This window comes from Bacillus sp. PAMC26543, assembly GCF_014250375.1.
Lineage (GTDB): Bacteria > Bacillota > Bacilli > Bacillales > Bacillaceae > Bacillus > Bacillus halotolerans.
On sequence record NZ_CP060193.1, the window covers coordinates 1,443,454 to 1,467,454 of the forward strand.

At 44.2% G+C, this 24,001-nt stretch carries 28 protein-coding genes, 1 pseudogene and 1 other annotated feature; of the genes and pseudogenes, 23 read left to right on the forward strand and 6 right to left on the reverse strand.

All coding sequences use genetic code 11. From position 1 onward, the window contains the following. Positions 1-2 precede the first annotated feature (2 nt). From mreC to rpmA, 9 genes are all read left to right on the forward strand, one after another. A complete protein-coding gene (gene mreC / locus H7F27_RS07160; RefSeq protein WP_024122356.1) occupies positions 3-875 on the forward strand; it encodes a rod shape-determining protein MreC in 873 nt (290 codons plus the stop codon). Further along, on the forward strand, positions 872-1,390 hold the full coding sequence (gene mreD / locus H7F27_RS07165; RefSeq protein WP_010335162.1) for a rod shape-determining protein MreD: 519 nt from the start codon (positions 872-874) through the stop codon (positions 1,388-1,390). The genes mreC and mreD overlap by 4 nt, the downstream gene beginning before the upstream one ends. 52 nt (positions 1,391-1,442) lie before the next feature. Continuing rightward, positions 1,443-2,123 carry a septum site-determining protein MinC gene (gene minC, locus H7F27_RS07170; RefSeq protein WP_024122354.1) on the forward strand — a complete coding sequence of 227 codons (681 nt, stop codon included), beginning with the start codon at positions 1,443-1,445 and terminating at the stop codon, positions 2,121-2,123. A 1-nt stretch (position 2,124) separates the two neighbouring features. Then, complete coding sequence (gene minD / locus H7F27_RS07175; RefSeq protein WP_185848753.1) at positions 2,125-2,931, forward strand: septum site-determining protein MinD; 807 nt, start codon at positions 2,125-2,127, stop codon at positions 2,929-2,931. Between the two features lie 149 nt (positions 2,932-3,080). Continuing rightward, positions 3,081-3,875 (forward strand): M23 family metallopeptidase, encoded by a 795-nt coding sequence (locus tag H7F27_RS07180; protein ID WP_101861169.1) that lies wholly within the window; start codon positions 3,081-3,083, stop codon positions 3,873-3,875. Beyond that, positions 3,868-4,734, forward strand: coding sequence for a M50 family metallopeptidase (locus H7F27_RS07185; RefSeq protein WP_095714291.1), 867 nt, complete (start codon positions 3,868-3,870; stop codon positions 4,732-4,734). The genes H7F27_RS07180 and H7F27_RS07185 overlap by 8 nt, the downstream gene beginning before the upstream one ends. A gap of 57 nt (positions 4,735-4,791) precedes the next feature. Continuing rightward, positions 4,792-4,869 (forward strand) — a sequence feature (ribosomal protein L21 leader region). A 13-nt stretch (positions 4,870-4,882) separates the two neighbouring features. Further along, the gene (rplU, locus tag H7F27_RS07190; RefSeq protein WP_003222620.1) at positions 4,883-5,191 is read left to right on the forward strand and encodes a 50S ribosomal protein L21; all 309 of its coding nucleotides are present in this window, start codon (positions 4,883-4,885) and stop codon (positions 5,189-5,191) included. A 2-nt stretch (positions 5,192-5,193) separates the two neighbouring features. Next, positions 5,194-5,535 carry a ribosomal-processing cysteine protease Prp gene (locus H7F27_RS07195; protein WP_024122350.1) on the forward strand — a complete coding sequence of 114 codons (342 nt, stop codon included), beginning with the start codon at positions 5,194-5,196 and terminating at the stop codon, positions 5,533-5,535. A gap of 12 nt (positions 5,536-5,547) precedes the next feature. Further along, complete coding sequence (gene rpmA, locus H7F27_RS07200; RefSeq protein WP_003222623.1) at positions 5,548-5,832, forward strand: 50S ribosomal protein L27; 285 nt, start codon at positions 5,548-5,550, stop codon at positions 5,830-5,832. 119 nt (positions 5,833-5,951) lie between these two features. On the opposite strand, the gene H7F27_RS07205 is transcribed toward rpmA, so the two are convergent. Next, positions 5,952-6,074 carry a hypothetical protein gene (locus H7F27_RS07205; protein WP_125825434.1) on the reverse strand — a complete coding sequence of 41 codons (123 nt, stop codon included), beginning with the start codon at positions 6,072-6,074 and terminating at the stop codon, positions 5,952-5,954. A gap of 77 nt (positions 6,075-6,151) precedes the next feature. On the opposite strand from H7F27_RS07205, the gene H7F27_RS07210 reads away from it, so the two are divergent. The 4 genes from H7F27_RS07210 to pheA are packed head-to-tail and all read left to right on the forward strand — an operon-like array spanning position 6,152 to position 9,424. Continuing rightward, positions 6,152-6,730 carry a sporulation initiation phosphotransferase B gene (locus H7F27_RS07210; protein ID WP_095714292.1) on the forward strand — a complete coding sequence of 193 codons (579 nt, stop codon included), beginning with the start codon at positions 6,152-6,154 and terminating at the stop codon, positions 6,728-6,730. Positions 6,731-6,764: 34 nt separating this feature from the next. Then, positions 6,765-8,051 (forward strand): GTPase ObgE, encoded by a 1,287-nt coding sequence (gene obgE / locus H7F27_RS07215; protein WP_024122348.1) that lies wholly within the window; start codon positions 6,765-6,767, stop codon positions 8,049-8,051. A gap of 54 nt (positions 8,052-8,105) precedes the next feature. After that, the gene (gene thrR / locus H7F27_RS07220) at positions 8,106-8,549 is read left to right on the forward strand and encodes a transcriptional regulator ThrR (RefSeq protein WP_010335153.1); all 444 of its coding nucleotides are present in this window, start codon (positions 8,106-8,108) and stop codon (positions 8,547-8,549) included. A 17-nt stretch (positions 8,550-8,566) separates the two neighbouring features. Further along, positions 8,567-9,424: a prephenate dehydratase gene (gene pheA / locus H7F27_RS07225; RefSeq protein WP_024122347.1), complete on the forward strand. Its 858-nt coding sequence runs from the start codon at positions 8,567-8,569 to the stop codon at positions 9,422-9,424. 21 nt (positions 9,425-9,445) lie between these two features. Here pheA and H7F27_RS07230 read toward each other — a convergent pair whose 3' ends face one another. Both H7F27_RS07230 and H7F27_RS07235 read right to left on the reverse strand, forming a co-directional pair. Then, positions 9,446-9,988: a transcription repressor NadR gene (locus tag H7F27_RS07230; RefSeq protein ID WP_095714293.1), complete on the reverse strand. Its 543-nt coding sequence runs from the start codon at positions 9,986-9,988 to the stop codon at positions 9,446-9,448. Next, on the reverse strand, positions 9,954-11,135 hold the full coding sequence (locus tag H7F27_RS07235; protein WP_024122345.1) for an IscS subfamily cysteine desulfurase: 1,182 nt from the start codon (positions 11,133-11,135) through the stop codon (positions 9,954-9,956). Before H7F27_RS07235 ends, H7F27_RS07230 begins: the two co-directional genes overlap by 35 nt. A gap of 102 nt (positions 11,136-11,237) precedes the next feature. On the opposite strand from H7F27_RS07235, the gene nadB reads away from it, so the two are divergent. From nadB to H7F27_RS07265, 6 genes and pseudogenes are all read left to right on the forward strand, one after another. Further along, the gene (nadB, locus tag H7F27_RS07240) at positions 11,238-12,833 is read left to right on the forward strand and encodes an L-aspartate oxidase (protein WP_185848754.1); all 1,596 of its coding nucleotides are present in this window, start codon (positions 11,238-11,240) and stop codon (positions 12,831-12,833) included. Continuing rightward, positions 12,787-13,656: a carboxylating nicotinate-nucleotide diphosphorylase gene (nadC, locus tag H7F27_RS07245; protein ID WP_106020195.1), complete on the forward strand. Its 870-nt coding sequence runs from the start codon at positions 12,787-12,789 to the stop codon at positions 13,654-13,656. The genes nadB and nadC overlap by 47 nt, the downstream gene beginning before the upstream one ends. Beyond that, a complete protein-coding gene (gene nadA / locus H7F27_RS07250; RefSeq protein ID WP_185848755.1) occupies positions 13,643-14,746 on the forward strand; it encodes a quinolinate synthase NadA in 1,104 nt (367 codons plus the stop codon). The genes nadC and nadA overlap by 14 nt, the downstream gene beginning before the upstream one ends. 115 nt (positions 14,747-14,861) lie before the next feature. Then, complete coding sequence (safA, locus tag H7F27_RS07255; protein ID WP_185848756.1) at positions 14,862-16,025, forward strand: spore coat assembly protein SafA; 1,164 nt, start codon at positions 14,862-14,864, stop codon at positions 16,023-16,025. A gap of 146 nt (positions 16,026-16,171) precedes the next feature. Beyond that, positions 16,172-16,783 (forward strand): YhcN/YlaJ family sporulation lipoprotein, encoded by a 612-nt coding sequence (locus tag H7F27_RS07260; RefSeq protein ID WP_024122340.1) that lies wholly within the window; start codon positions 16,172-16,174, stop codon positions 16,781-16,783. Between the two features lie 103 nt (positions 16,784-16,886). Further along, a pseudogene (locus tag H7F27_RS07265) lies at positions 16,887-17,605 on the forward strand (YebC/PmpR family DNA-binding transcriptional regulator). A 48-nt stretch (positions 17,606-17,653) separates the two neighbouring features. Here the strand turns inward: H7F27_RS07265 and H7F27_RS07270 are convergent. Together H7F27_RS07270 and H7F27_RS07275 are read right to left on the reverse strand one after the other, a co-directional pair. Then, positions 17,654-19,108, reverse strand: coding sequence for an alanine/glycine:cation symporter family protein (locus H7F27_RS07270; protein ID WP_185848757.1), 1,455 nt, complete (start codon positions 19,106-19,108; stop codon positions 17,654-17,656). 266 nt (positions 19,109-19,374) lie between these two features. Next, entirely contained in the window at positions 19,375-19,701 is a 327-nt protein-coding gene (locus H7F27_RS07275) for a DUF5412 domain-containing protein (RefSeq protein WP_260627347.1), read from the reverse strand. Between the two features lie 204 nt (positions 19,702-19,905). Between H7F27_RS07275 and H7F27_RS07280 the strand changes: the two genes are divergently transcribed. Then, positions 19,906-20,028: a hypothetical protein gene (locus H7F27_RS07280; RefSeq protein WP_024122335.1), complete on the forward strand. Its 123-nt coding sequence runs from the start codon at positions 19,906-19,908 to the stop codon at positions 20,026-20,028. A gap of 41 nt (positions 20,029-20,069) precedes the next feature. On the opposite strand, the gene H7F27_RS07285 is transcribed toward H7F27_RS07280, so the two are convergent. Further along, complete coding sequence (locus tag H7F27_RS07285) at positions 20,070-20,720, reverse strand: phosphotransferase (RefSeq protein ID WP_024122334.1); 651 nt, start codon at positions 20,718-20,720, stop codon at positions 20,070-20,072. A 237-nt stretch (positions 20,721-20,957) separates the two neighbouring features. Between H7F27_RS07285 and iolG the strand changes: the two genes are divergently transcribed. From iolG to H7F27_RS07300, 3 genes are all read left to right on the forward strand, one after another. Next, positions 20,958-21,983, forward strand: a complete 1,026-nt coding sequence (gene iolG, locus H7F27_RS07290; RefSeq protein WP_185848759.1) for an inositol 2-dehydrogenase — start codon at positions 20,958-20,960, stop codon at positions 21,981-21,983. Positions 21,984-22,066: 83 nt separating this feature from the next. After that, the gene (locus tag H7F27_RS07295; protein WP_185848760.1) at positions 22,067-23,374 is read left to right on the forward strand and encodes an MFS transporter; all 1,308 of its coding nucleotides are present in this window, start codon (positions 22,067-22,069) and stop codon (positions 23,372-23,374) included. A 47-nt stretch (positions 23,375-23,421) separates the two neighbouring features. Continuing rightward, positions 23,422-23,931 carry an intercompartmental signaling factor BofC gene (locus tag H7F27_RS07300; protein ID WP_024122331.1) on the forward strand — a complete coding sequence of 170 codons (510 nt, stop codon included), beginning with the start codon at positions 23,422-23,424 and terminating at the stop codon, positions 23,929-23,931. Positions 23,932-24,001 lie beyond the last annotated feature (70 nt).

Below are 24,001 nucleotides of genomic sequence, written 5' to 3' on the forward strand. Positions count from 1 at the left end.
CGATGCCGAATAAACGGTTAATGCTATTACTTCTGTGTATTATCATATTGGTGGCTATGATTGGATTTTCGCTGAAGGACGGCCGTAATACCACCTGGCCTGAGAAACTGATCGGTGATACGACGGGAGTATTTCAAAACATTTTTCATACGCCTGCCGAATTTTTTGCAGGGATATTTGAGAACATTAGTGATTTAAAAAACACATACGAAGAAAACGAGCGTCTGAGAGAAAAGCTTGACGGACAGACAAAATATGAAGCCAAGCTCCAAGAACTTGAAGACGAAAACAAATCCTTGCGTGACGAACTCGGCCATGTGAAATCAATAAAAGATTACAAGCCGATTTTGGCGACAGTCATTGCCAGAAGTCCTGATAACTGGGCGAAGCAAGTGACCCTTAACAAAGGGACTCAGCAAAACGTAGCGAAAGATATGGCTGTAACGAACGAAAAAGGCGCATTAATCGGGAAGATTAAAAGCTCCGGCCTTAATAACTTTACGTCTACGGTCCAGCTTTTAAGCGATACTGACCGGAATAACAGAGTCGCAACAACCATTTCCGGGAAAAAAGGCAGCAAAGGCTACGGTTTAATCGAAGGCTATGATAAAGACAAAAAACGGCTTAAGATGACCATAATCGAACGCAAGGATAAACAAGATGTGAAAAAAGGCGATCTGATCGAAACGTCGGGCACAGGAGGCGTATTTCCAGAAGGGCTGACAATCGGTGAAGTGACTGAGATCGAGTCTGATTCTTATGGATTAACGAAAGTTGCCTATGTAAAACCTGCGGCTGATCTTTCTGATTTAAATAATGTGATCGTTGTTAATCGTGATGTGCCGACTGTCGATACAGAGGAGGAAGGATCGTGAAACGTTTCCTTCTCCCTTTCGTTATGATGTTGGTTTTTTCGGCGGAAAGCATCTTTACTGATCTGGTGCATTTCCCGTTCGTCACGGATGACCAGGTGCTCGTCCCGCGTTTTCTGATGCTTGTGCTGATTTTTATGTCGGCTTTTATCAATCAAAAACACGCGGTGATCTACGGTTTTATTTTCGGCTTTCTATATGATATGAATTATACAAGTCTATTAGGTGTTTATATGTTTGGCTTTGCGGGGCTAAGCTATTTGGCGTCAAAAGCGTTTAAAGTGCTGCACACAAACGCTTTTGTCGTCATCCTGATTGCTGTTCTCGCAGTTTGCCTGCTTGAATTTTATGTATTCGGCATTCAGTCGCTGATTCACAAAGACATTATGACGTTTAATGGCTTTGTGCTAGACCGGTTTATACCGACAGTTTTATTAAATATGATAAGCGCACTCATCCTGGTTCTCCCATTTAGATTATTTTTTATGAGTCTAAAGAAAGAATTGAGAGATGAGTAAAAAGGATTTTATCTTTTTTTGACGAAATGAGTATGTTGTTGAGGTGAATATTGTGAAGACCAAAAAGCAGCAATATGTAACGATAAAAGGAACAAAGAATGGTTTGACATTGCATCTTGATGATGCATGTTCTTTTGATGAGCTTCTCGATGGTCTTCAGAATATGCTGTCAATTGAACAATATACAGATGGAAAAGGCCAGAAAATCAGCGTTCACATTAAGCTGGGTAATCGCTGCTTATATCAGGAGCAAGAGGAACAGCTGACCGAATTAATTGCGTCAAAGAAAGATTTGTTTGTTCATTCTATTGAGAGTGAAGTCATTACTAAAAAAGAAGCACAGCGTATGAAAGAGGAAGCTGAAATTATTTCTGTTTCAAAAATTGTCCGTTCAGGCCAAGTGCTCGAGGTGAAGGGCGATTTGCTTCTAATCGGAGATGTGAACCCGGGCGGGACAGTCAGAGCCGGCGGAAACATTTTTGTTCTGGGTTCGCTGAAAGGGATTGCCCACGCCGGATTTAACGGAAATAATCATGCGGTCATTGCTGCCTCTGAAATGCTGCCGACACAGTTAAGAATCAATCACGTGTTAAATCGCTCCCCAGACCACATTCAAAAAGGGAACGAAATGGAATGTGCTTATTTAGATACAGACGGAAATATGGTCATTGAACGCCTTCAACATTTGGCTCATTTAAGACCTGATCTAACAAGGCTTGAGGGAGGAATGTGAATTGGGTGAGGCTATCGTAATAACTTCGGGAAAAGGCGGAGTAGGTAAAACAACAACATCTGCTAACCTCGGTACCGCCTTAGCCATTTTAGGGAAGCGTGTATGTTTAGTAGATACTGATATAGGACTGCGCAACCTGGATGTAGTAATGGGTCTTGAAAATAGAATTATTTATGATCTCGTAGACGTTGTAGAGGGCAGATGTAAAATGCATCAGGCGCTCGTAAAGGATAAACGTTTTGATGATTTGCTCTATTTAATGCCCGCTGCTCAAACGAGCGATAAAACGGCTGTTGCTCCTGAACAAATTAAAACTATGGTCCAAGAGCTCAAGCAGGAATTTGATTATGTCATCATAGACTGCCCCGCAGGAATTGAGCAAGGATACAAAAACGCCGTTTCCGGGGCTGACAAGGCGGTAGTGGTCACAACGCCTGAAATTTCAGCTGTGCGAGATGCTGATCGCATTATAGGGCTTTTGGAACAAGAAGAAAATATTGAACCGCCGCGGCTCATCGTAAACAGAATCAGAAATCACCTGATGAAAAACGGTGACACGATGGATATCGATGAAATCGTTCAGCATTTGTCGATTGATTTGCTCGGTATCGTTGCCGATGATGATGAAGTGATTAAGGCATCTAACCATGGCGAACCGATTGCAATGGACCCTAAAAATCGCGCCTCCATCGCATATCGCAATATTGCCCGCCGCATTTTAGGCGAATCTGTTCCTTTGCAGGTGCTTGAAGAGCAAAACAAGGGAATGATGGCTAAGATTAAGTCATTTTTCGGAGTAAGATCATAATTTCATAGAATAAAAGAGAAGAATCTGACAAAGCAAATGCTGTGTCAGGTTTTTTTGTTTCTGACTGCTCTGTGCTGAAGGTAAATCGAATAATTGCCGTGGACAAGACATATGATGTACAAACCCAACGAATGCAAAGGATGATGGCAATGAGTCACAGAGCAGATGAAATCAGAAAACGATTAGAGAAAAGAAGGAAACAGGTTTCCGGCTCAAAACGTTTCCCTACTCAGACAGGTTCCGAAAAGCAAAAAACGCCGTCCTGGGTCATGATGTCTGATCAGGAAAAACATGGAACCCTCCCGGTGTATGAGGATGGCAATTCGAATTTCAGCGGAAGACACCCTTTGGTGAAAACAGACTCAATTATTCTGAAATGTCTTCTATCGGCCTGCCTTGTTCTTGTTTCTGCCATAGCCTATAAAACAAATATTGGACCCGTCAGCCAGATCAAGCCGGTCGTTGCACAAACCTTCGAAACAGAATTTCAATTTGCTTCAGCAAGCCATTGGTTTGAAACGAAATTTGGCAGCCCGCTTGCATTTCTCGCTCCTGAAAAGAAAAATAAGGAACAGCAGGTTGAAGTGGGTCAGGATCTCGTCGCACCCGCATCTGGTAAAGTTCAGCAGGATTTTCAGGACAACGGGGAAGGCATTAAAGTCGAAACAAGCAGTGATACAATCGATTGTATAAAAGAAGGCTATGTTGTTGAAGTCAGTAAAGACGGTGAGACGGGGCTGACAGTGAAAGTGCAGCATGCTGACAATACCTACAGCATTTATGGCGAACTGAAAGACGTGGATGTCGCTTTATATGATTTTGTAGATAAAGGAAAAAAGCTCGGTTCGATTAAACTCGATGATCATAACAAAGGGCTCTATTATTTTGCCATGAAAGACGGCGACAAATTTATTGATCCGATTCAGGTGATCTCATTTGAATAAATGGCTTGACCTCATCTTGAAAATTCATGTTCATCCTTTTCTTTGGATTATCGTGGCGCTGGGGCTGATTACAGGGCATATGAAAGCATTGCTGTGTTTGCTTGTGATTGTTCTGATCCATGAGCTGGGGCATGCCGCTCTGGCCGTGTTTTTTTCTTGGAGAATCAAGCGTGTTTTTTTGCTGCCATTTGGAGGAACAGTTGAAGTGGAAGAGCACGGAAATCGGCCGTTAAAGGAAGAGTTTGCGGTTATTATTGCCGGACCTCTTCAGCACATTTGGCTTCAGCTTGCGGCTTGGATGATTGCAGGCCTCTCAATAATTGATCAGCAGACCTTTGAACTGTTTACATTTTATAATCTATCTATTTTATTTGTGAATCTGCTGCCGATTTGGCCGCTTGATGGCGGCAAGCTGTTATTTTTAATTTTTTCAAAGCATCTGTCTTTTCAAAAAGCGCACCGGCTGAATCTGAAGACTTCACTTGTGTGCTGCCTGCTTCTCGCATGCTGGGTTTTATTTGCGGTTCCTCTGCAAATCAGCGCATGGGTTTTGTTTGTCTTTCTGGCTGTTTCTCTGTTTGAGGAGTACAGGCAAAGACACTACATCCATGTGAGGTTTCTCCTGGAAAGATATTATGGGAAAAACCGTGAGCTTGAAAAATTGCTACCGCTTACCGTTAATGCTGAGGACAAAGTCTATCATGTCATGGCGGAATTCAAACGAGGCTGCAAGCATCCCATTATTATAGAAAAATCCGGCGAGAAGCTAAGCCAGCTGGATGAGAATGAAGTGCTGCATGCCTACTTTGCTGATAAACGGACAAATTCCTCCATGGAAGAGCTGCTGCTCCCTTATTAAAATCGATTGACAAACGCCTTGTATTCTGATATATTTTTTAATGTTATGGATGTAGCACCAATGCTACAACCGCTCAGTACAGGTGTTAAGAGTTGTTTTACAGCCCCCTGGTATCTGGCGAGTCTTAGTCTAATAGGAGGTGCAGAGAATGTACGCAATCATTAAAACAGGCGGTAAACAAATTAAAGTTGAAGAAGGCCAAACTGTTTACATCGAGAAACTTGCTGCTGAAGCAGGTGAAACAGTTACTTTTGAAGACGTTTTGTTTGTTGGCGGAGACAATGTGAAAGTCGGCAACCCTACAGTTGAAGGCGCAACAGTAACGGCTAAAGTTGAAAAACAAGGCCGCGCGAAAAAAATCACTGTTTTCAGATACAAAGCAAAGAAAAACGTTCATAAAAAACAAGGTCATCGTCAGCCTTACACTAAAGTGACGATCGAAAAAATCAACGCGTAAGCATGATTCAGGCAACAATCAGACGGTCCCGTACTGACAAAAGCTTATTGTCTTTTGAAATGACGGGCCACGCCGACTTTGCTGAACATGGACAAGATCTCGTTTGTGCCGGAGTAACAGCCGTTGTGTTTGGATCCGTTAACGCGGTCATCGCGCTGGCGGGCTTCGAGCCGCTTCTTGATATAGGAGAAGACGGGGGTTATTTCTACTTTGAATTCCCTGAATCTCTTGATCCGGAGGCGCGCCAAAAAGCTCAGTTGCTGATCGAAGGCATGATTGTTTCGTTAGAGACAATTGAGCGGGATTATAAAGATCACTTGCGTGTGACCACAAACATAATATAGGAGGTGAGCTACATGCTTAGATTAGATCTTCAGTTTTTCGCTTCTAAAAAAGGAGTAGGTTCTACAAAGAACGGACGTGACTCTGAGGCTAAACGTTTAGGTGCTAAACGTGCTGACGGTCAATTCGTAACAGGCGGTTCTATCCTTTACCGTCAACGCGGAACAAAAATTTACCCAGGTGAAAACGTGGGCCGCGGCGGAGATGACACTCTTTTTGCGAAAATCGACGGAACTGTTAAATTCGAACGTTTCGGCCGTGACCGCAAAAAAGTGAGCGTATATCCTGTAGCTCAATAATGATTCAAAAACTCCGGTCGATGATGACTGGAGTTTTTTTTGCAATATGCGGAGTAAGCATCAAGAATGTTATGCAGAGTATGTGCGAGCAGACCCCGCCAAGAATGAGAACGAATGTCTCAAACCCACTGGATATGTTCCCCAAGCAGTAATACATAAAATGTTCTGCCTGGCTGAAAATCAACCGAAGCCAGAAAAAAGGAACATGATATTTCTGGGAAAAACAATTGTTTTTCTATCAAAGCCTTCTCTGTTATAATTCATAATACACACTTATACAGACTCCTAAATAAGAAATCAAATGATTGGGAGTGCGAAAATGAAGGATGTTTCAAAAAATCAAGAAGAAAATATAAGCGATACGGCTTTAACAAATGAACTGATTCATCTTCTTGGCCATTCCCGGCATGATTGGATGAATAAGCTGCAGCTAATTAAAGGAAACTTAAGCTTGCAGAAGTATGACCGCGTCTTTGAAATCATTGAAGAAATGGTGATAGACGCTAAGCACGAATCAAAGCTCTCAAACCTGAAAACACCGCATTTAGCGTTTGATTTTCTTACGTTTAATTGGAAAGCCCAATGTATGACACTTGAATATGAAGTTCTCGGGGAAATTAAGGATTTGTCAGCTTATGATCAAAAATTGGCGAAACTGATGAGAAAGCTGTTTGATCTGTTTGAACAAGCAGTCACTAGAGGCAGTGAAAATCATTTAACCGTTTCGCTTCAAACCGATCATCCTGACAGACAGCTGATTCTGTACCTTGATTTTCACGGCACTTTTGCCAATATATCTGCCTTTGACGATTTTCGGCAAAATGGATATGAGGACTTTGATATCATGCGTTTTGAGATCACAAGTCACGAATGTCTGATTGAAATTGGGTTGAACTAGCGGAGTTTTTTAACGGTTTAGAACGGAGGACATTATGTTTGTAGATCAGGTGAAAGTGTATGTAAAAGGCGGCGACGGAGGCAACGGGATGGTTGCGTTTCGCCGTGAAAAATATGTGCCGAAAGGCGGCCCTGCCGGCGGCGACGGCGGAAAAGGAGGAGACGTCGTTTTTGAAGTGGACGAAGGTCTCCGTACTCTTATGGATTTTAGATATAAAAAACACTTTAAAGCGATTCGCGGCGAGCATGGCATGTCAAAAAACCAGCACGGACGAAATGCTGATGATATGGTCATTAAAGTTCCGCCTGGCACTGTTGTGACAGACGATGATACAAAACAGGTCATTGCCGATTTAACCGAACATGGACAGCAGGCTGTCATCGCAAGGGGCGGAAGAGGCGGAAGAGGGAACTCACGCTTTGCCACACCGGCGAACCCCGCACCTCAGCTCTCAGAAAACGGTGAACCGGGAAAAGAACGCTATGTTGTTCTTGAATTAAAAGTGCTTGCAGACGTCGGGCTTGTCGGGTTCCCAAGTGTAGGGAAATCGACTTTGTTGTCCGTCGTTTCATCTGCAAAACCGAAAATTGCGGATTATCATTTTACGACACTTGTTCCGAATCTTGGCATGGTCGAAACAGATGATGGACGGAGCTTCGTTATAGCCGATTTGCCTGGACTGATTGAAGGGGCTCATCAAGGCGTCGGGCTTGGCCACCAATTTTTGCGCCATATTGAGCGGACCCGTGTTATCGTTCATGTCATTGATATGTCCGGCTTGGAAGGCCGCGATCCGTATGAGGATTATGTGACAATTAATCAGGAATTGAGCGAGTACAATTTGCGTCTCACTGAGCGCCCGCAAATTATTGTCGCAAATAAAATGGACATGCCGCAGGCGGCGGAAAATCTTGAAGGGTTTAAAGAAAAGCTGACGGATGATTATCCGGTGTTCCCGGTCAGTGCAGTGACAAGAGAAGGTCTTCGCGAGCTTCTGTATGAAGTTGCCAATCAGCTGGAAAACACTCCGGAATTCCCGCTGTATGACGAGGAAGAGCTTACGCAAAACCGTGTTATGTACACGATGGAGAATGAAGAAGTGCCATTCAGCATTACGCGAGATCCTGACGGAGTCTTTGTGCTTTCAGGAGACAGTCTTGAGCGGTTATTCAAGATGACTGATTTCTCACGTGATGAATCTGTTAAACGATTTGCAAGACAGATGCGGGGAATGGGTGTTGATGAAGCACTCAGAGAACGCGGGGCCAAAGACGGAGACATTATCAGACTTCTTGAATTCGAATTTGAATTTATTGATTAATGATGGGTGAGAGCCTGGATATCAGGCTCTCTATTTTCAAAAGGGGGGATGCAAGTGAAAGAGGAGACGTTTTATCTTGTCCGTGAAGATGTGTTGCCTGATGCGATGAGAAAAACATTGGAAGTCAAAAAACTGCTGGATCGAAAAAAAGCAGAATCAGTGGCAGATGCCGTTCAAAAGGTGGATTTAAGCAGAAGTGCATTTTATAAATACAGAGATGCCGTTTTTCCTTTTTATACAATGGTTAAAGAGCAAATTATCACACTTTTCTTTCATTTAGAGGATCGCTCCGGGGCGTTATCTCAGCTCCTTCAGGCGGTGGCTGACTCTGGAAGCAACGTTCTTTCCATTCACCAGACCATCCCGCTTCAAGGGAGAGCAAACGTAACGCTGTCTATCAGTACATCTGCAATGGAAGAGGATATTCATACATTAATGAACAAGATGAGAAAGTTTGACTTTGTAGAAAAGGTTGAAATATTAGGTTCAGGAGCGTAAGGGGAGAGAATATTGTCATGAAAGTCGGTTATTTAGGTCCAGCAGCTACATTCACACATCTAGCAGTCAGTTCTTGTTTCCAAAATGGCGCCGAGCATGTTGCTTACCGCACGATACCGGAATGTATAGATGCGGCAGTCGCAGGTGAGGTTGATTTTGCTTTTGTTCCTTTAGAGAACGCATTAGAAGGATCAGTAAATTTAACAATAGACTATTTAATACATGAACAGCCTCTGCCCATCGTAGGTGAAATGACATTACCGATTCATCAGCACTTACTCGTTCATCCTTCCAGAGAAAATGCGTGGAAAGATCTAGACAAAATTTATTCTCACTCACATGCGATTGCGCAGTGCCATAAATTTCTCCATCGGCATTTTTCTTCCGTGCCGTATGAATATGCCAATTCAACCGGAGCGGCGGCAAAGTTTGTCAGTGACCATCCCGAGCTGAATATCGGGGTGATTGCCAATGAAATGGCGGCTTCTACATACGAATTAAAAATCGTAAAACGGGATATACAGGATTATAGAGACAATCATACGCGATTTGTCATTCTGTCTCCTGATGAAAATATAACCTTTGAAGTGAATTCAAAATTGAATTCAAGACCAAAAACAACACTGATGGTGATGCTTCCGCAGGATGATCAGTCCGGAGCGCTGCATAGAGTGCTGTCTGCTTTTTCTTGGAGAAACTTAAACCTGTCAAAAATCGAATCCCGTCCGACCAAAACCGGGTTAGGGAATTATTTCTTTATTATTGATATTGAACAGGCGTTTGATGAAGTATTAATCCCTGGGGCTATGCAGGAGCTTGAAGCGCTCGGATGCAAAGTAAAGCTGCTTGGTACATATCAATCTTATCAATTATAAAAAGCCCTATTAGGGCTTTTTTTAGTCTTCAATCAAAATACCGGCTTCTTCGAGTGCTTGACAGGCTTGATCGATGCGATGTTCATCGGGTGCTGTCAGTGTATGAAGATGCACACCATCTGTCAGCTGTGATAAATAGGCGGCATTTGTGGAATTGATCTTTTTGATGAAATGTTCGACTTCTTTTCGCGTGCCGACTTGGATCGCTGCAGTTAAATCTCCGTATACAGGGTGCTCAATTTTTACGTCTTTTACAGTTACCCCTTCATCCACGATGAGCTGCAATTCTTCTTCTGTCCGTTCAGGCCCGTGCAGACACGCTATGATTCTTTCTGCCTGCTGATGCTTCTGAGCGGCGGCGTCCAGATAGACATAGCCTTGGCTTGTGGCGATAATCGGCTCGTTTCTCGCTTTTAAAAGCGAGATATCCTGAACGATCACCTGTCTCGAAACATTTGCTTTTTTTGCGAGCTCTCCTCCTGTCAGCGGCGATGTGGATTCCTTCAGCCACAAAAGAAGCTGCTCACGCCTATTGGCGCCCAAGAGCTTTAATTCTTCGGTCAATATGATATTCTCCTTTCCTTTGTTCCAAAAGCGCTGTAAACGTATGTAATAACATATCCAGCTGTTCAGTTGTTGTGTTTTTTCCGAAAGAGATGCGGATAAATTGCAGGGCTTCCTGTTCTGTTTTTCTTAACGCTTTCATCGTTTCAGACGGCCCGTGATAACCTGCAGAACAAGCGCTGCCCGTTGAAATGCAAATATTATTCCGATTACATTCTAACATAACATATTGTCCTTCAAATGAGCCAAAAAAACACCCGATAATATGGGGCAGACATTCTGTGTTTGCACCATCTGCCGCAAGGGTTACAGGGAGAGACCGAATACGGATTTGTTCTAAAAAGTATTGTCTTAACATTTGATTATGGGATATCTGACTTTCCATTTCACTTACGATCAGCTCCGCTGCCGCTGTAAAGGCTCCGATACCCGGTACGTTTATCGTGCCTGCTCGAAACCCATTCTCATGAACGGTGTCAGGGTACACCGGTTTCCAATTGACGTCCGGCCGAATATAGACAGCTCCGACTCCTTTAGGGCCGTGAATTTTATGACTGGAAATAGAGAGAGCATCCACCCCCATTTCTTCAGTATGGATGGGCAGTTTGCCGAATGTTTGTACCGCATCACAATGAAGAAGAATTTGCCTGTTGTGAAGATACGATGACAGGTGTTTAATGGGCTGAATAATTCCTGTTTCTGAATTGGCATGCTGAATAGAAACCAGGCCTGTGTCCGGGCGAATATGAGCTGCCAATATTTCCTCGGTAATAAGTCCGTACTCATTAGGCTTAATGATTGTCACGTCAAAGCCAAGATTCTGCAGTAAAGCAGCACAGTTATGGATTGATTGATGTTCCATGGCAGTCGTAATAAAATGTCTTTTTGTTTTTGGCAGGCCGTTTAACAATGATTGAATGGCAAGAAAATTGGATTCAGTGCCGCCGCTTGTAAAATATATACCGCCTGTTTCTCCGCCGATTATGTCAGCTATTTTCCCCCGGCAGTACTCCAGTATATGCTTTGCTTTTCCCCCAGCGTCATGCAAGCTGCTGGCATTCCCGTACATATCAATGCTGAGCTTCTGAAATACGTCCAGTGCTTCCTCGCAAATTGGTGTGGTTGCTGCATAATCTAAATAAATCATCCGGTCTTTCCTCCATATGTTCTTCATAAAAAACTCTTGAGTTTATTTTATCGTTGTGTAAATATAGGTGTCAAGACAGGTGTAAACAACAGGAGGTGGCATATGTCTATAAAGGCGATTGCGGTTATTGGTTCAGGAGCGGCGGCACTTGCCCTGGCTTCTGCACTTCCGCCATCATACCAGGTGACTGTCATCACGAAAAAAAGCACAAAAAACAGCAATTCAAGACATGCACAGGGCGGAATTGCGGCGGCTTATGCAAAAGATGACTCGATTGCGTCTCATATGGAGGATACGTTATATGCAGGCTGCGGACATAACGATCAAAACATCGTATCAGACGTTTTACTTGATGGAAAAACCATCATTGAGAACTTTCTGGAGAATGACTTTCCATTTGACCGGGATAAACAAGGCAAAGTCAGCCTCGGCAGGGAAGGAGCCCATACGCGCAACCGCATTTTTCATGCGGGCGGAGACGCTACAGGCAGCATGCTCATTGATTACTTGCTGAAACAAATCAATAGCCAAATCGAAGTCATCGAGAATGAAACAGCGGTTGAATTGCTGATGAAGAATGGGCGCTGTGCCGGTGTAGTGACGAAAGACGGCCGCGGCCGGATCAATTTGCGGCATGCGGATGAGGTTGTGCTGGCAGCTGGCGGATGCGGAAGCTTGTTTCAGCACCATACGAACGATCCATCTGTCACGGGTGATGGTCTTTCACTTGCTTACCGGGCCGGAGCGGAATTAACTGATTTAGAGTTTACCCAGTTTCATCCTACACTTCTCGTCAAAAATGGCGTCTCGTGTGGGCTTGTTTCAGAGGCAGTCAGAGGTGAGGGCGGTTTTATAACAGACCAAAACGGCCGCCGTATTATGGCCGGACGGCATCCGCTGGAGGATTTAGCACCACGGGACGTCGTCTCGCGGGTGATTCATGAAGAAATAGCAAAAGGAAAACGTGTGTATATTGATTGCAGCGCTATTTCTGACTTCGAAGTGCGTTTTCCCACAATCACCTCTATTTGCGAAAAGGCAGGGGTTGATATTCGTAAAAGAAAAATACCTGTTGCGCCGGGAATGCATTTCTTAATGGGAGGCGTTTCAGTCAATCGGTGGGGAGAAACAACTGTGCCCGGGCTTTACGCGATAGGGGAAACTGCATGCACCGGCTTACACGGAGCCAATCGTCTTGCGAGCAATTCCTTGCTGGAGGCACTTGTATTTGGTAAAAGAGCAGCAGAACATATCATGAGAAAACCGGTTGATAACAGGTATAGTCAATTCAACGGTGAAACCAGCGGTGTTTATGAGGTGCCGAATATTAAGCTTTCTGAACTGCAAAACAGAATGACAAGCGACATGTCCATAGTAAGAGAAAAAGACAGACTGATTGAGATGAGCAATTGGCTTTATGGGCTCCCATCTCAGAAGATAAATGTGAAGGATATCACAATTCCGCAGCTGGAGCTTTCTCACTTGTGGCAGGTCGCAAAGCTGATGACTTCGTCTGCTCTATTGCGGGAAGAAAGCAGGGGGGCGCATTTTCGAGTTGATGTTCCTCAGGCTGATGCAGGCTGGCAAGGCAGACAAATTGTCCATACAAAAAAGGGAACCAAAATGAGAAAAAACGAAGGGATTTGGAAAAATGAATCATTTGCAGCTGAAAAAATTGCTGAATCACTTTTTTCATGAGGATATAGGAACGGGAGATCTTACATCACAGTCCATCTTTGAAGGACAGAACTGTGAGGCCTCAATTGTTGCAAAGTCAGACGGCATTTTCGCCGGAGCTGCGGTGATTAAGGAAGGCTTTGCTTTATTAGATGAAAAGGTTCAGACGTTTTTACACAAAAAAGATGGAGATCATTTGCGAAAGGGTGATGTGATTGCCGTCTTACGCGGGCCGGCCGCTGCTCTTCTTTCTGGAGAGAGGGTAGTATTAAATCTTATTCAAAGGCTGTCGGGTATTGCGACGATGACAAGGCAGGCTGTTGAACGGCTTGATGATGAACAGATTAAGGTTTGTGACACAAGGAAAACGACGCCGGGGTTAAGAATGCTCGAAAAATATGCGGTCAGGGTCGGAGGAGGATATAACCATCGATTCGGCCTGTACGACGGAATCATGATCAAAGATAATCATATTGCAGCTTGCGGTTCCATTGTAAAGGCGTGTGAAAAAGCGCGGCAGGCAGCAGGGCACATGGTGAATATTGAAGTGGAAATTGAATCTGAGGAGCAGCTCAGAGAAGCCATTCTTGCTGAAGCTGATGTCATTATGTTTGACAATTGCCCGCCTGACACTGTCCGCCATTTTGCAAATATCACACCGGATCACATTAAAACCGAAGCTTCCGGAGGAATTACATTAGAATCTCTGCCCGCTTTTAGAGGGACGGGTGTGAATTATATTTCCTTAGGATTTCTGACTCATTCGGTCAGAAGCTTAGATATCAGCATGGATGTAGCGTTAACAAATCAGTCAGTGGAGGAATGCGGTTATGTCAATTCTTGATGCAATCAAACAATTTGAAATGATGCCTGATCATTATAAAGGGCTGTCAATGAAAGAGATGGAGAGACGTGTTGCAGCGATTAAGGAAAAGTTCGGGAGCAGGTTGTTTATTCCAGGCCATCATTACCAAAAGGATGAAGTAATTCAATTTGCTGACCAAACGGGCGATTCACTCCAGCTTGCCCAAATGGCGGAAAAAAATAAGGATGCGGAATATATTGTATTTTGCGGCGTACATTTTATGGCAGAGACCGCTGATATGCTGACAGGTACGGACCAAACGGTCATCCTGCCAGATATGAGAGCGGGCTGTTCTATGGCTGATATGGCTGACATGCAGCAGACGAACAGGGCGTGGGAGAAACTTCAGCATATATTCGGCGACACGATCATACCATTAACCTATGTGAATTCTACAGCGGAGATCAAGGCATTTGTCGGAAAGCACGGCGGAGCGACTGTAACCTCATCCAATGCCAAAAAAGTGCTTGAATGGGCGTTTACACAGAAAAAACGCATTTTATTTCTGCCTGATCAGCATTTAGGAAGGAACACCGCTTATGAACTGGGTATACCGCTTGAGGACATGGCTGTCTGGGACCCGATTCAAGAGCAATTAGAGAACGAGGCAGAACAAAACGATATCAAGGTTATTCTTTGGAAAGGCCACTGCTCTGTACATGAAAAATTCACCGTCAAAAACATAAATGATTTGAGAGAACGAGATTCTGACATCCGGATCATTGTTCATCCTGAATGCTCCCATGAAGTCGTAATGCAAAGCGACGACAGCGGATCAACGAAATATATTATTGATACAATCAGCCACGCTCAGCCGGGAAGCAAATGGGCAATCGGTACAGAAATGAATCTTGTTCAGCGACTGATTCAAGAGCATTCCGACAAACAGATCGAATCACTCAATCCGGATATGTGTCCATGTCTGACGATGAATCGAATTGACCTCCCGCACTTGCTCTGGTCTTTAGAACAAATAGAAAAAGGAGAACCAGCAGGCGTGATCAAAGTGCCGAAAGTCATTCAGGACGATGCCCTTCTTGCGCTGAATCGAATGCTTTCCATCACGTAAACCAGAAATATTTCCCCTCCTGTACTCATAATTTCTTTCGATCAGGCATATGTTGTGAAGAAACATATTGTAATCACAACTGAACTGTTCACGTTTTGCATAGGAGGGGAAAACGTTGAAAATCCATATCGTTCAAAAAGGCGATTCACTCTGGAAAATAGCTGAAAAATACGGAGTTGATGTTGAGGAAGTAAAAAAACTCAATACGCAGCTCAGCAATCCAGATTTAATCATGCCTGGGATGAAAATAAAAGTGCCGTCTGGAGGTGTTCCAGTCAGAAAAGAGATAAAAGCGGGCAAAAGTCCGGCGGCAGTCGGGGATGAGAAGCAAGAACACCCATTTTCTAAGGAGAAGCCTAAATCCGTTGTCGACGTAGAAGACACAAAACCGAAAGAAAAGCAGTCTGTTCCTTTTGTCCCGCCGATGCCGAATTTGCATGATAATGTGTATCCTGAAGCTGATGTGAACGATTATTATGATATGAATCAGCTTTTTCAGCCTTGGTCGCCTCCTAAACCGGAGGAGCCTAAAAAGCATCATGACGGAAATATAGATCATATGTATGACATGCAAGATCAATTTCCACAACAGGAGGCAATGAGTAATATGGAGAATGCAAATTATCCGAATATGCCTAATACGCCTAAAGCGCCAGATGTAGGCGGTATGGAAGAAGAAAACATCCACCACACTGTTCCGAATATGCCGGCAGTTCAGCCATACTATCCGTATCCAGCCCATTTTGTGCCATGTCCGGTTCCTATCTCACCGATTCTCCCTGGATCCGGCCTGTGCTACCCATACTATCCTGCACATGCATTTCCGATGCATCAGCCTTATGGCTACCAGCCAGGTTTTGTATCACCTTCGCAATATGATCCGGGTGAATATGATAACCAGCATCATGAAAACAGCCATCACGGGCATTACGGATATCAGCCTTCGCACGGCGCGCCTCAATATGCATCGCCGGCTTATGGATCTCCTTATGGGCATATGCCATATGGTCCTTATTATGGCGCTCCTCAAGTGATGGGTGCTTATCAGCCAAATATGGCGCATGGTTATATGCCGCCATTTAAGGATCATGATGATTGCGGGTGTGACGATGATCAGCAGCCATACTTCTCAGCACCTGGATATCAGGGAGGAGCATATGGAACTCCTTATATGCCTTACGGAGGAGCAAATCCGAATCCGTATGCAGCCGGAACTTCCATGCCAAATCAGCCTTCAACAAACCAGATGTTTGGACGCCCGGAAGAAGAAAGTGAATGATTGTTCGGGACGATGTAAATCGTTCCTTTTTTTATATTGTCTTACAATCGTCGAATGGTCATAACTGACACGCTTAACATATCTCCCTGATGCACATGATAAAAACGAGCACAACATGCTCAATCAGTCCTCGGGGGGTTTTTCCATTGGGTAGAAAGTTAACAATTGCAGGCCTCATTTTGATGACAGCCGGATTAACAGCATGCGGCGCAAATAATGATGCCCTTAATGATACGCGTAATAACGGTAATAACGGCAATACCCGTCCAATCGGATATTATACAAATGAGAATGATGCTGACAGACAGGGAGACGGGATGGATCACGACGGTCCGGTCTCTGAATTGATGGAGGACCAGAACGGCCAGAACGGCCGTGACCGAAACACAACCAATGTAAACGACCGTGTTACTGCAGATGATCGCGTCCCATTGGCAACTGACGGAACATATAACAACACAAATAACAGAAACATGAACCGAAATGGGACGAACAACAACGGGTATGACAACCAAGAGAACAGAAGACTTGCCGCAAAAATCGCCAATCGTGTGAAACAAGTCAAAAACGTCAACGACACACAAGTGATGGTAACGGATGACAAAGTAGTCATCGCAGTCAGAAGCCACGCTGATTTTACACAGTCTGACAGGCAAAATGTCAAAAAAGCCGCACGAAACTATGCGGATGGCCGTGACGTTCAAGTATCTACAGATAAAGGACTGTTCACAAGACTTCATAAAATGAACAGACGCTAGGACTAAGAAGGCTGCCGGAGAGTGATTCCCGGCGGTCTTTTTCTTTACAACGGCTTGCAATACCCATTAAAGTGTACATAGAAATATCAAGGAAGGTGAAAGCATGGCTGGCCATTCTAAGTGGAAAAACATCCAAAAAAGAAAAAATGCGCAAGACGCAAAGCGCGAAAAAGTATTTATGAAGCTTGCTAAAGAAATCTATGTGGCAGCAAAGCAAGGCGGAGCCGATCCTGAAGCAAATTCAGCATTGCGGCTTGTGATTGAAAAAGCAAAAGGCGCCAATATGCCAAATGATAATATAGACCGTGCCCTAAAAAAAGCCGCAGGAAGCCAGGACGGCAGCAGCTACGAGGAAATCACCTATGAAGGCTACGGTCCCTCAGGGGTTGCCGTCATGGTGGAGTGCTTAACTGATAATAAAAACCGTACGGCGACAAATGTGCGGACAGCTTTCAATAAAAACGGCGGAAGTCTCGGAGAAAGCGGATGTGTAGCATTTTTGTTTGAACGGAAGGGGTACATTGCAATTGACCGCACACATCGGCAAATAGAAGAGGATGACTTGATGCTTGATGTCATAGAAGCGGGCGGCGAAGAGCTGCAGACAGAGGATGAATTCTTTGAGGTATTAACGCGCCTGAACGTTTTGAAGAGGTAAAAACAGCACTTGAAGCAAATTATCCAGTTGATTCAGCTGAAGTAACCATGATTCCGAAAACATATGCAGAGGCTGATGATGAGGCTGTTGAAAAACTGGAAAAATTGATCGATGCGCTTGAAGACGATGATGATGTTCAGGCAGTGTATACAAATTACCAGTAAGATAAAAATGACCGGCGCGAAGTGATCTCAGGCCGGTCTTTTTTCATCTTAAGAGACGCGCTCATTTTCGTGTGTGTATTCTTTCTCCCAGAAATCAGCGTTTTTGATGCCGAGAGCTTTAGGATCAAAGACTGGGTCTAAGCCTTGTTTCTTCTGTTGCTCATAATCCTTTAACGCAATAAGCGCCGGCTTGGCGAGCAAAACAATGGCAATGACGTTCAGCCAAACCATAATGCCAAGTCCCGCGTCACCTAATGCCCAAGCAAGTGTAGCGGTTTTGACAGCACCGTAGAATGTCGCGGCTAAAATGATCAGTTTTAAGCCCAGCATTGCCCACTTGCTTTCTCTGCCTCTCGCTAAATATGCGATATTTGTTTCAGCGATGTAGTAATAAGCCATAATGGTTGTAAAAGCGAAGAAGAACAAAGCGATAGCGACAAAGCCTGCACCAAAGCCGGGCAGCACACTGTCAATGGCGGCCTGAGTGAAGCCCGGTCCAGCTTCTACACCTTTCAGGTGATTGACAATAAATGAACCGTCGGCAGCCTGTGTATTGTACATACCGGTAAATAAAATCATGAATGCTGTAGCGGAACATACAAATAAAGTGTCGATATAAACAGAAAATGCCTGAACCAATCCTTGCTTTACCGGATGAGATACCTCTGCGGCGGCAGCAGGATGAGGGCCTGTTCCTTGTCCGGCTTCGTTTGAATAAATGCCTCGTTTGACGCCCCATGAAATGGCCATGCCGATGAGACCGCCGAATGCGGAATCTAATGCAAAAGCGCTTCTGAAAATCAAAGAAATGACAGCAGGCAGTTCAGAAATATTCATCACAATGATGATCAGAGAGAGCAGAATGTATCCGACTGCCATAAACGGGACAATCATTTGTGCGGCACTGGCGATACGTTTTACACCTCCGAAAATGATAAAACCTAATAAGAGAACAAGAAAACAGCCAGTAATGGCAGGAGAGATGCCGAATGCATTTTGGACGCCCGCTGCAATGGAGTTGGACTGGACCCCTGGCATAAGGAGAGCCATTGCAATAAGGGCCGCAGCCGCAAATAAAACAGCAAACCACTTAATGCCTAATCCTTTTTCTATATAATAAGCGGGTCCGCCTCGATATTGGCCGCCTTGTTTCACTTTATAAATTTGGGCAAGAGTAGATTCAACAAAGGCGCTCGAAGCACCGATAAAAGCAATGGCCCACATCCAGAACACCGCCCCGGGTCCGCCGAACGCAATTGCTGTTGCCACACCTGCAATGTTTCCGGTCCCCACCCTGCCGGACAGAGCGATTGATAATGCTTGAAACGAAGATACCCCTGCCTCTGAGCTCTTGCCTTGAAACATCAGCACAATCATTTCCTTGATGTGTCTGACTTGTAAAAAACGGGTCACAATAGAAAAGATCAATCCAATTCCTAATAAAATATAAATGACGGGTGTACTCCATAAGACCGCGTTTAAACTAGCAACAAAATCTGCCATCAAGCTTCCTCCTCACGTTGTTTCGATTGCTTTATAAAGAGGATTTTGGGTTAATTGAACTATTTTTACAATTATTCTGTCACATTATATAACGTGTAATGATCATGAGAGGGGAGAATGGGGTGAAAAAAAGCGCAGCGTATGAAGTACGCCGCGCTTCTGTTTATAAAGGCATGTGGACACCAATTGTGAAACAGTCTTTGAGAAATAAATAGCCAAGCTGATTGCGTATATAAAAAGCAAAACGAGAAGGATATTTCATTATCTCATCTCACTGATGCTTGCGGCGGTTCCTCACGAATCCAATGATCATCCTTTCGCCAATCATAAGTTTCATCGATATCAAGATGTAAAGTCTGGCCGCCGATTTTTACTGTATTGTTGTTCAACCATTTAACAGCTGGTCTGCTGTCAGGATAATTCCAGTAGATTGTTTTTTTGACAAGTGTTTTTTCATTCACGAGTTCGCCTCTGGCGGCATCTGAGCCTAAGGTATTTTTGGATACATAAGTGTTTAGCGTATAGCTTCCGTCCGGTGATTCCACTGATTGTACGAGGCTGCCTTTCGGAACGTTTTTGAGTGAAAAAAACATCCAATAAACGGCACCGCCGAAGAACAGAAGACATGAGAATATAATAAGAGGGACTTTACTGCGTGTTTTGATGTGACTCTCTCCCTTTTTTTCTCTCATTTTATCATATCGCGGATTTTATACGATCTTTACATTTCTTTAAAATTTCCTCAATAAAGTGAAGGTATGATAAAGGAAAATAGATAAAGGGTGGGGGAGACAGAAATGGAAAACACATATTGTCATTCCAGCGAAAAGAACTCAGACGCGGTTTATTTGAGTGTGAGAGGATATCGCATCAAGCTGTCGCCTGAACAAATGAAATTGATTTCTGCTGTCAGAAAGTAAAAATAAAATGATAAAGGCAGCCGCTTATGCGGCTGCCTTTTCTATGAAGAATATTTTCTTTTCCGTTGTGCAAAGTGCTTCTGAAACCAATCTTTTTTATATAAAAAAGCAATAACCTCAAGCCAAAAGCCCGGGATTTTTTTCGGGAAAATCGGCTTTTTATAAAGCGTATGATACGCCGTTTTTAAATCGTCCCACTGCGTGCACGTTTTCGTCTGTTCAAATCTCGCAACATCAATGACCCGCACTGCTCCGGATTCTGTCAGAATCAGATTGCGCAAATGAATGTCTGACGGGTTGAGGCCAGCTGCACGGGCGTCAGAAAGTGCGTCCTCTACCTGCTGAATCATATCGTCGCTGATTGCGATGCCTTTTTTCAGGCAGTTGTAAAAGGTATCGCCTTTAATATATTCCATTAAAATAAATGAATCACCAGTTTCATAAATGTCAGGGTAGAATGCGGATCCGGCTAATTTTTCATAAATCGCTGCTTCTTTGACGGCTGTCGCTTGATACTCCGGAAAAAATACCTTCAGCGCCATTTTCCGGTCACCTTCTGTTATGGCAAACACATAGGCGCTTCGTCCCTTGCCGATCAATGTTAATTCCTCGGGTTTCTCTTTGACTTTATCAAATCTGCTGTTTTGGCGGTATATGACTGAATGGGCCAGTGCCTCTGCTTTTGTCAGCATTTCATTCACCTTCTTTGCTCTATTTTATGCAGTTGTTTATAGGAAAATCCAAAACTGTTCAGGAAAAAGAGCCTAAATATAGTGTATCTGGTCTTGGGAAAGAAGGCTACCTATAAGCTTTGATTGTGATAAAAGAGACATGAAAACGTTTATTCCACTCCTTGAAAAGCGCTTACAAATGGGATACTATTAATTTGAAATAAAGCGCTTTCGTAAACTATCAAGGGGGAACACGCTATGACGAAACAGATGGTGACAGGAATTATCGGTGCAGGGCGCATCGGCAAACTTCATGTTCAAAATATACATCGGATTCCTCATATGAAAATAAAAGCGGTTTCTGATATTTCTGCAAGCTGTTTACAGGATTGGGCCGCCAGTCACCACATTGAATACATAACCGCTGACTATAGAGATTTATTGCTTGATCCTGATATTGACGCTGTTTTTATCTGTTCGCCAACAAACACACATGCGCAAATCATCAGAGAAGCAGCCGAGGCGAAAAAACATATTTTTTGTGAAAAACCAATCAGTTTTTCTCCTGATGAAACGAAGGAGGCACTTGCGGCCGTGCGGAAACATGGGGTTAAGCTGCAAGTCGGATTTAACCGCCGTTTCGACCCTCATTTTAAGAAAATCAAAACCATTGTCTCAAATGGTGAAATCGGCCCGCCTCATTTATTAAAAATTACGTCACGGGACCCTGAACCCCCGAATGTTGATTATGTCCGCACATCAGGCGGCTTATTTATCGATATGTCGATTCACGATTTTGATATGGCGAGATACATCATGGGAAGTGAAGTGACGGAAGTGTATGCAAAAGGAGCGGCTTTGGTGAATCCGTCCTTTGCAGAGCTGGGGGACATTGATACGGCTGTCATTACCTTGACATTTGCAAACGGTGCCATGGGTGTGATAGACAACAGCCGTCAAGCTGTGTACGGATATGACCAGCGGGTCGAGGTTTTCGGCACGAAAGGCTCGGCAGCAGCGGATAACAGCAGGCCGACGACGGTAGAAGTGTCAACGGCTGACTTTGTCATGAAGGATAAACCGCATTTCTTTTTTCTTGAACGCTATAAGGAAGCCTACACAGAAGAGATTCTTCAGTTTGCAGATGCGATCAAAACCAATCGGGAGACTGCCTCCACCGGCGAGGACGGCTTTCAGGCGGAACGAATAGCAAGGGCGGCTCAGCAGTCGCTCGCTTTAGGCATGCCTGTCAGCATTGAACATACTGAAAAAATTGTTTTTTAATATTCAGATAAAGGGATTACAATACAGCAAGCTTGGGTATATACATTCCATTGATACTTTATAAAAAGTAGGCGGTGGAAATCATGAATACAGCACATGCTAAAGGAAATGCTTTAAACAAAATCGGTATTCCTTCTCACATGATTTGGGGTTATATTGGTGTGGTCATCTTTATGGTTGGAGACGGACTTGAGCAAGGATGGCTGTCTCCTTTTCTTGTTGATCACGGTCTCAGTATGCAGCAATCTGCTTCGCTGTTTACGGTGTATGGCATTGCTGTCACGATTTCGGCTTGGCTATCAGGAACCTTTGTCCAGACTTGGGGGCCAAGAAAGACGATGACGGTCGGTTTACTTGCTTTTATCCTCGGTTCGGTTGCTTTTATCGGCTGGGCGATTCCTCATATGTACTATCCGGCTCTCTTGGGCAGCTACGCGCTCAGGGGCTTGGGATACCCGCTGTTTGCATACTCGTTTCTTGTATGGGTATCATACAGCACCTCTCAGCAAATCCTTGGTAAAGCCGTCGGCTGGTTTTGGTTTATGTTTACGTGCGGCCTGAACGTGCTTGGACCGTTTTATTCGAGCTATGCGGTTCCGGCGATTGGAGAAATCAATACGCTTTGGAGCGCTTTACTATTTGTGGCAGCAGGCGGAGTTCTCGCACTGTTTTTTAATAAAGATAAATTTATGCCTGTACAAAAACAAGATCAGCCGAAATGGAAAGAGCTGTCGAAGGCGTTTACAATTATGTTTGAAAATCCTAAAGTCGGCATCGGCGGCGTAGTCAAGACAATAAATGCTATCGGACAATTCGGATTTGCGATATTTCTTCCGACCTATTTGGCGCGTTACGGCTATTCTGTTTCAGAATGGCTGCAAATTTGGGGGACGCTGTTTTTTGTCAACATTGTATTTAACATCATTTTCGGCGCGGTCGGAGATAAACTGGGCTGGCGCAATACTGTCATGTGGTTTGGCGGAGTCGGCTGCGGCATTTTTACACTGGCGCTCTATTACACGCCGCAATTGATCGGGCATCAGTACTGGGTGCTGATGATCATTGCCTGCTGCTACGGTGCGGCACTGGCCGGATATGTTCCATTAAGCGCGCTTTTGCCGACGCTTGCGCCTGATAACAAAGGTGCTGCCATGTCTGTGTTAAATCTGGGGTCGGGTCTGTGCGCTTTTATTGCTCCCGGCATCGTGAGCCTTTTTATCGGCCCGCTCGGCGCAGGCGGCGTGATATGGATTTTTGCAGCATTATATTTTCTCAGTGCTTTCCTGACACAATTTCTGACGATTTCAGAACGGCACGCCGATATGTATCCAGAGGAACGGTTTGTCAGGAAAAATGTGCAAACAAATTTTGAGGAAACGGTTAAGCAGTAGCCTCTTTGGTCAGACTAGTCATAAACGTGTGCAAAGAGGTGTAAAGGGTGAAACGATTTAGCACTGCGTATCTGTTGCTGGGGATTTTATGCTCAGCCGCAGCTTTTCTAATGGGTGCTCCCCGCGCGTCAGGGGCGGAAGTGGAACACTATGAACCGCTGCAAGTGCATGTGCAGCTTGAAAAAGTGTATTTGGATGGAGAGGTCAGCATCGAGCATAAGCGTGAAAAGGTGCTTTCCATGGATGACTTTTGGGCGGATTATGCGGGATGGACGCTTGTCGAACATAAAAATGGGTACGTTCTATTTCGGAAGCAGGTGGACGATATTTCTCCGCTCAGCAAGGTGAATGGGTATATCGGCGTTTCTGACAGCGGAGTAATTTCCACCTTTCATGGACGGCCGGAGTCGGATTCTGAACCGATTCAATCTTTTTTTCAAATTGACTTAGAAAGACTGGAGAGCCATATGCAAAAAAATCTCGAAAAAGGCATTCCGTTTCGGACGAAAGCGGAGTTTGAAGATGTCATAGAACATATCAAGACGTACAGCGGGTGACCACTGCTGATTGAAGACATGTGCTCATGTCTTTTTTTTCGTGGAACAATGAATGAGAAGCGAACATATG

Bases quoted from the DNA above. Each gene is read 5' to 3' on its own strand.
- mreC (WP_024122356.1), top strand. From the start codon at position 3: ATGCCGAATAAACGGTTAATGCTATTACTTCTGTGTATTATCATATTG.
- H7F27_RS07180 (WP_101861169.1), top strand. From the start codon at position 3,081: ATGAGTCACAGAGCAGATGAAATCAGAAAACGATTAGAGAAAAGAAGG.
- rplU (WP_003222620.1), top strand. From the start codon at position 4,883: ATGTACGCAATCATTAAAACAGGCGGTAAACAAATTAAAGTTGAAGAA.
- H7F27_RS07195 (WP_024122350.1), top strand. From the start codon at position 5,194: ATGATTCAGGCAACAATCAGACGGTCCCGTACTGACAAAAGCTTATTG.
- rpmA (WP_003222623.1), top strand. From the start codon at position 5,548: ATGCTTAGATTAGATCTTCAGTTTTTCGCTTCTAAAAAAGGAGTAGGT.
- H7F27_RS07210 (WP_095714292.1), top strand. From the start codon at position 6,152: ATGAAGGATGTTTCAAAAAATCAAGAAGAAAATATAAGCGATACGGCT.
- obgE (WP_024122348.1), top strand. From the start codon at position 6,765: ATGTTTGTAGATCAGGTGAAAGTGTATGTAAAAGGCGGCGACGGAGGC.
- pheA (WP_024122347.1), top strand. From the start codon at position 8,567: ATGAAAGTCGGTTATTTAGGTCCAGCAGCTACATTCACACATCTAGCA.
- H7F27_RS07235 (WP_024122345.1), bottom strand. From the start codon at position 11,135: ATGATTTATTTAGATTATGCAGCAACCACACCAATTTGCGAGGAAGCA.
- nadB (WP_185848754.1), top strand. From the start codon at position 11,238: ATGTCTATAAAGGCGATTGCGGTTATTGGTTCAGGAGCGGCGGCACTT.
- nadC (WP_106020195.1), top strand. From the start codon at position 12,787: ATGAATCATTTGCAGCTGAAAAAATTGCTGAATCACTTTTTTCATGAG.
- nadA (WP_185848755.1), top strand. From the start codon at position 13,643: ATGTCAATTCTTGATGCAATCAAACAATTTGAAATGATGCCTGATCAT.
- H7F27_RS07270 (WP_185848757.1), bottom strand. From the start codon at position 19,108: ATGGCAGATTTTGTTGCTAGTTTAAACGCGGTCTTATGGAGTACACCC.
- H7F27_RS07275 (WP_260627347.1), bottom strand. From the start codon at position 19,701: ATGTTTTTTTCACTCAAAAACGTTCCGAAAGGCAGCCTCGTACAATCA.
- H7F27_RS07280 (WP_024122335.1), top strand. From the start codon at position 19,906: ATGGAAAACACATATTGTCATTCCAGCGAAAAGAACTCAGACGCGGTT.
- H7F27_RS07285 (WP_024122334.1), bottom strand. From the start codon at position 20,720: ATGCTGACAAAAGCAGAGGCACTGGCCCATTCAGTCATATACCGCCAA.
- iolG (WP_185848759.1), top strand. From the start codon at position 20,958: ATGACGAAACAGATGGTGACAGGAATTATCGGTGCAGGGCGCATCGGC.
- H7F27_RS07295 (WP_185848760.1), top strand. From the start codon at position 22,067: ATGAATACAGCACATGCTAAAGGAAATGCTTTAAACAAAATCGGTATT.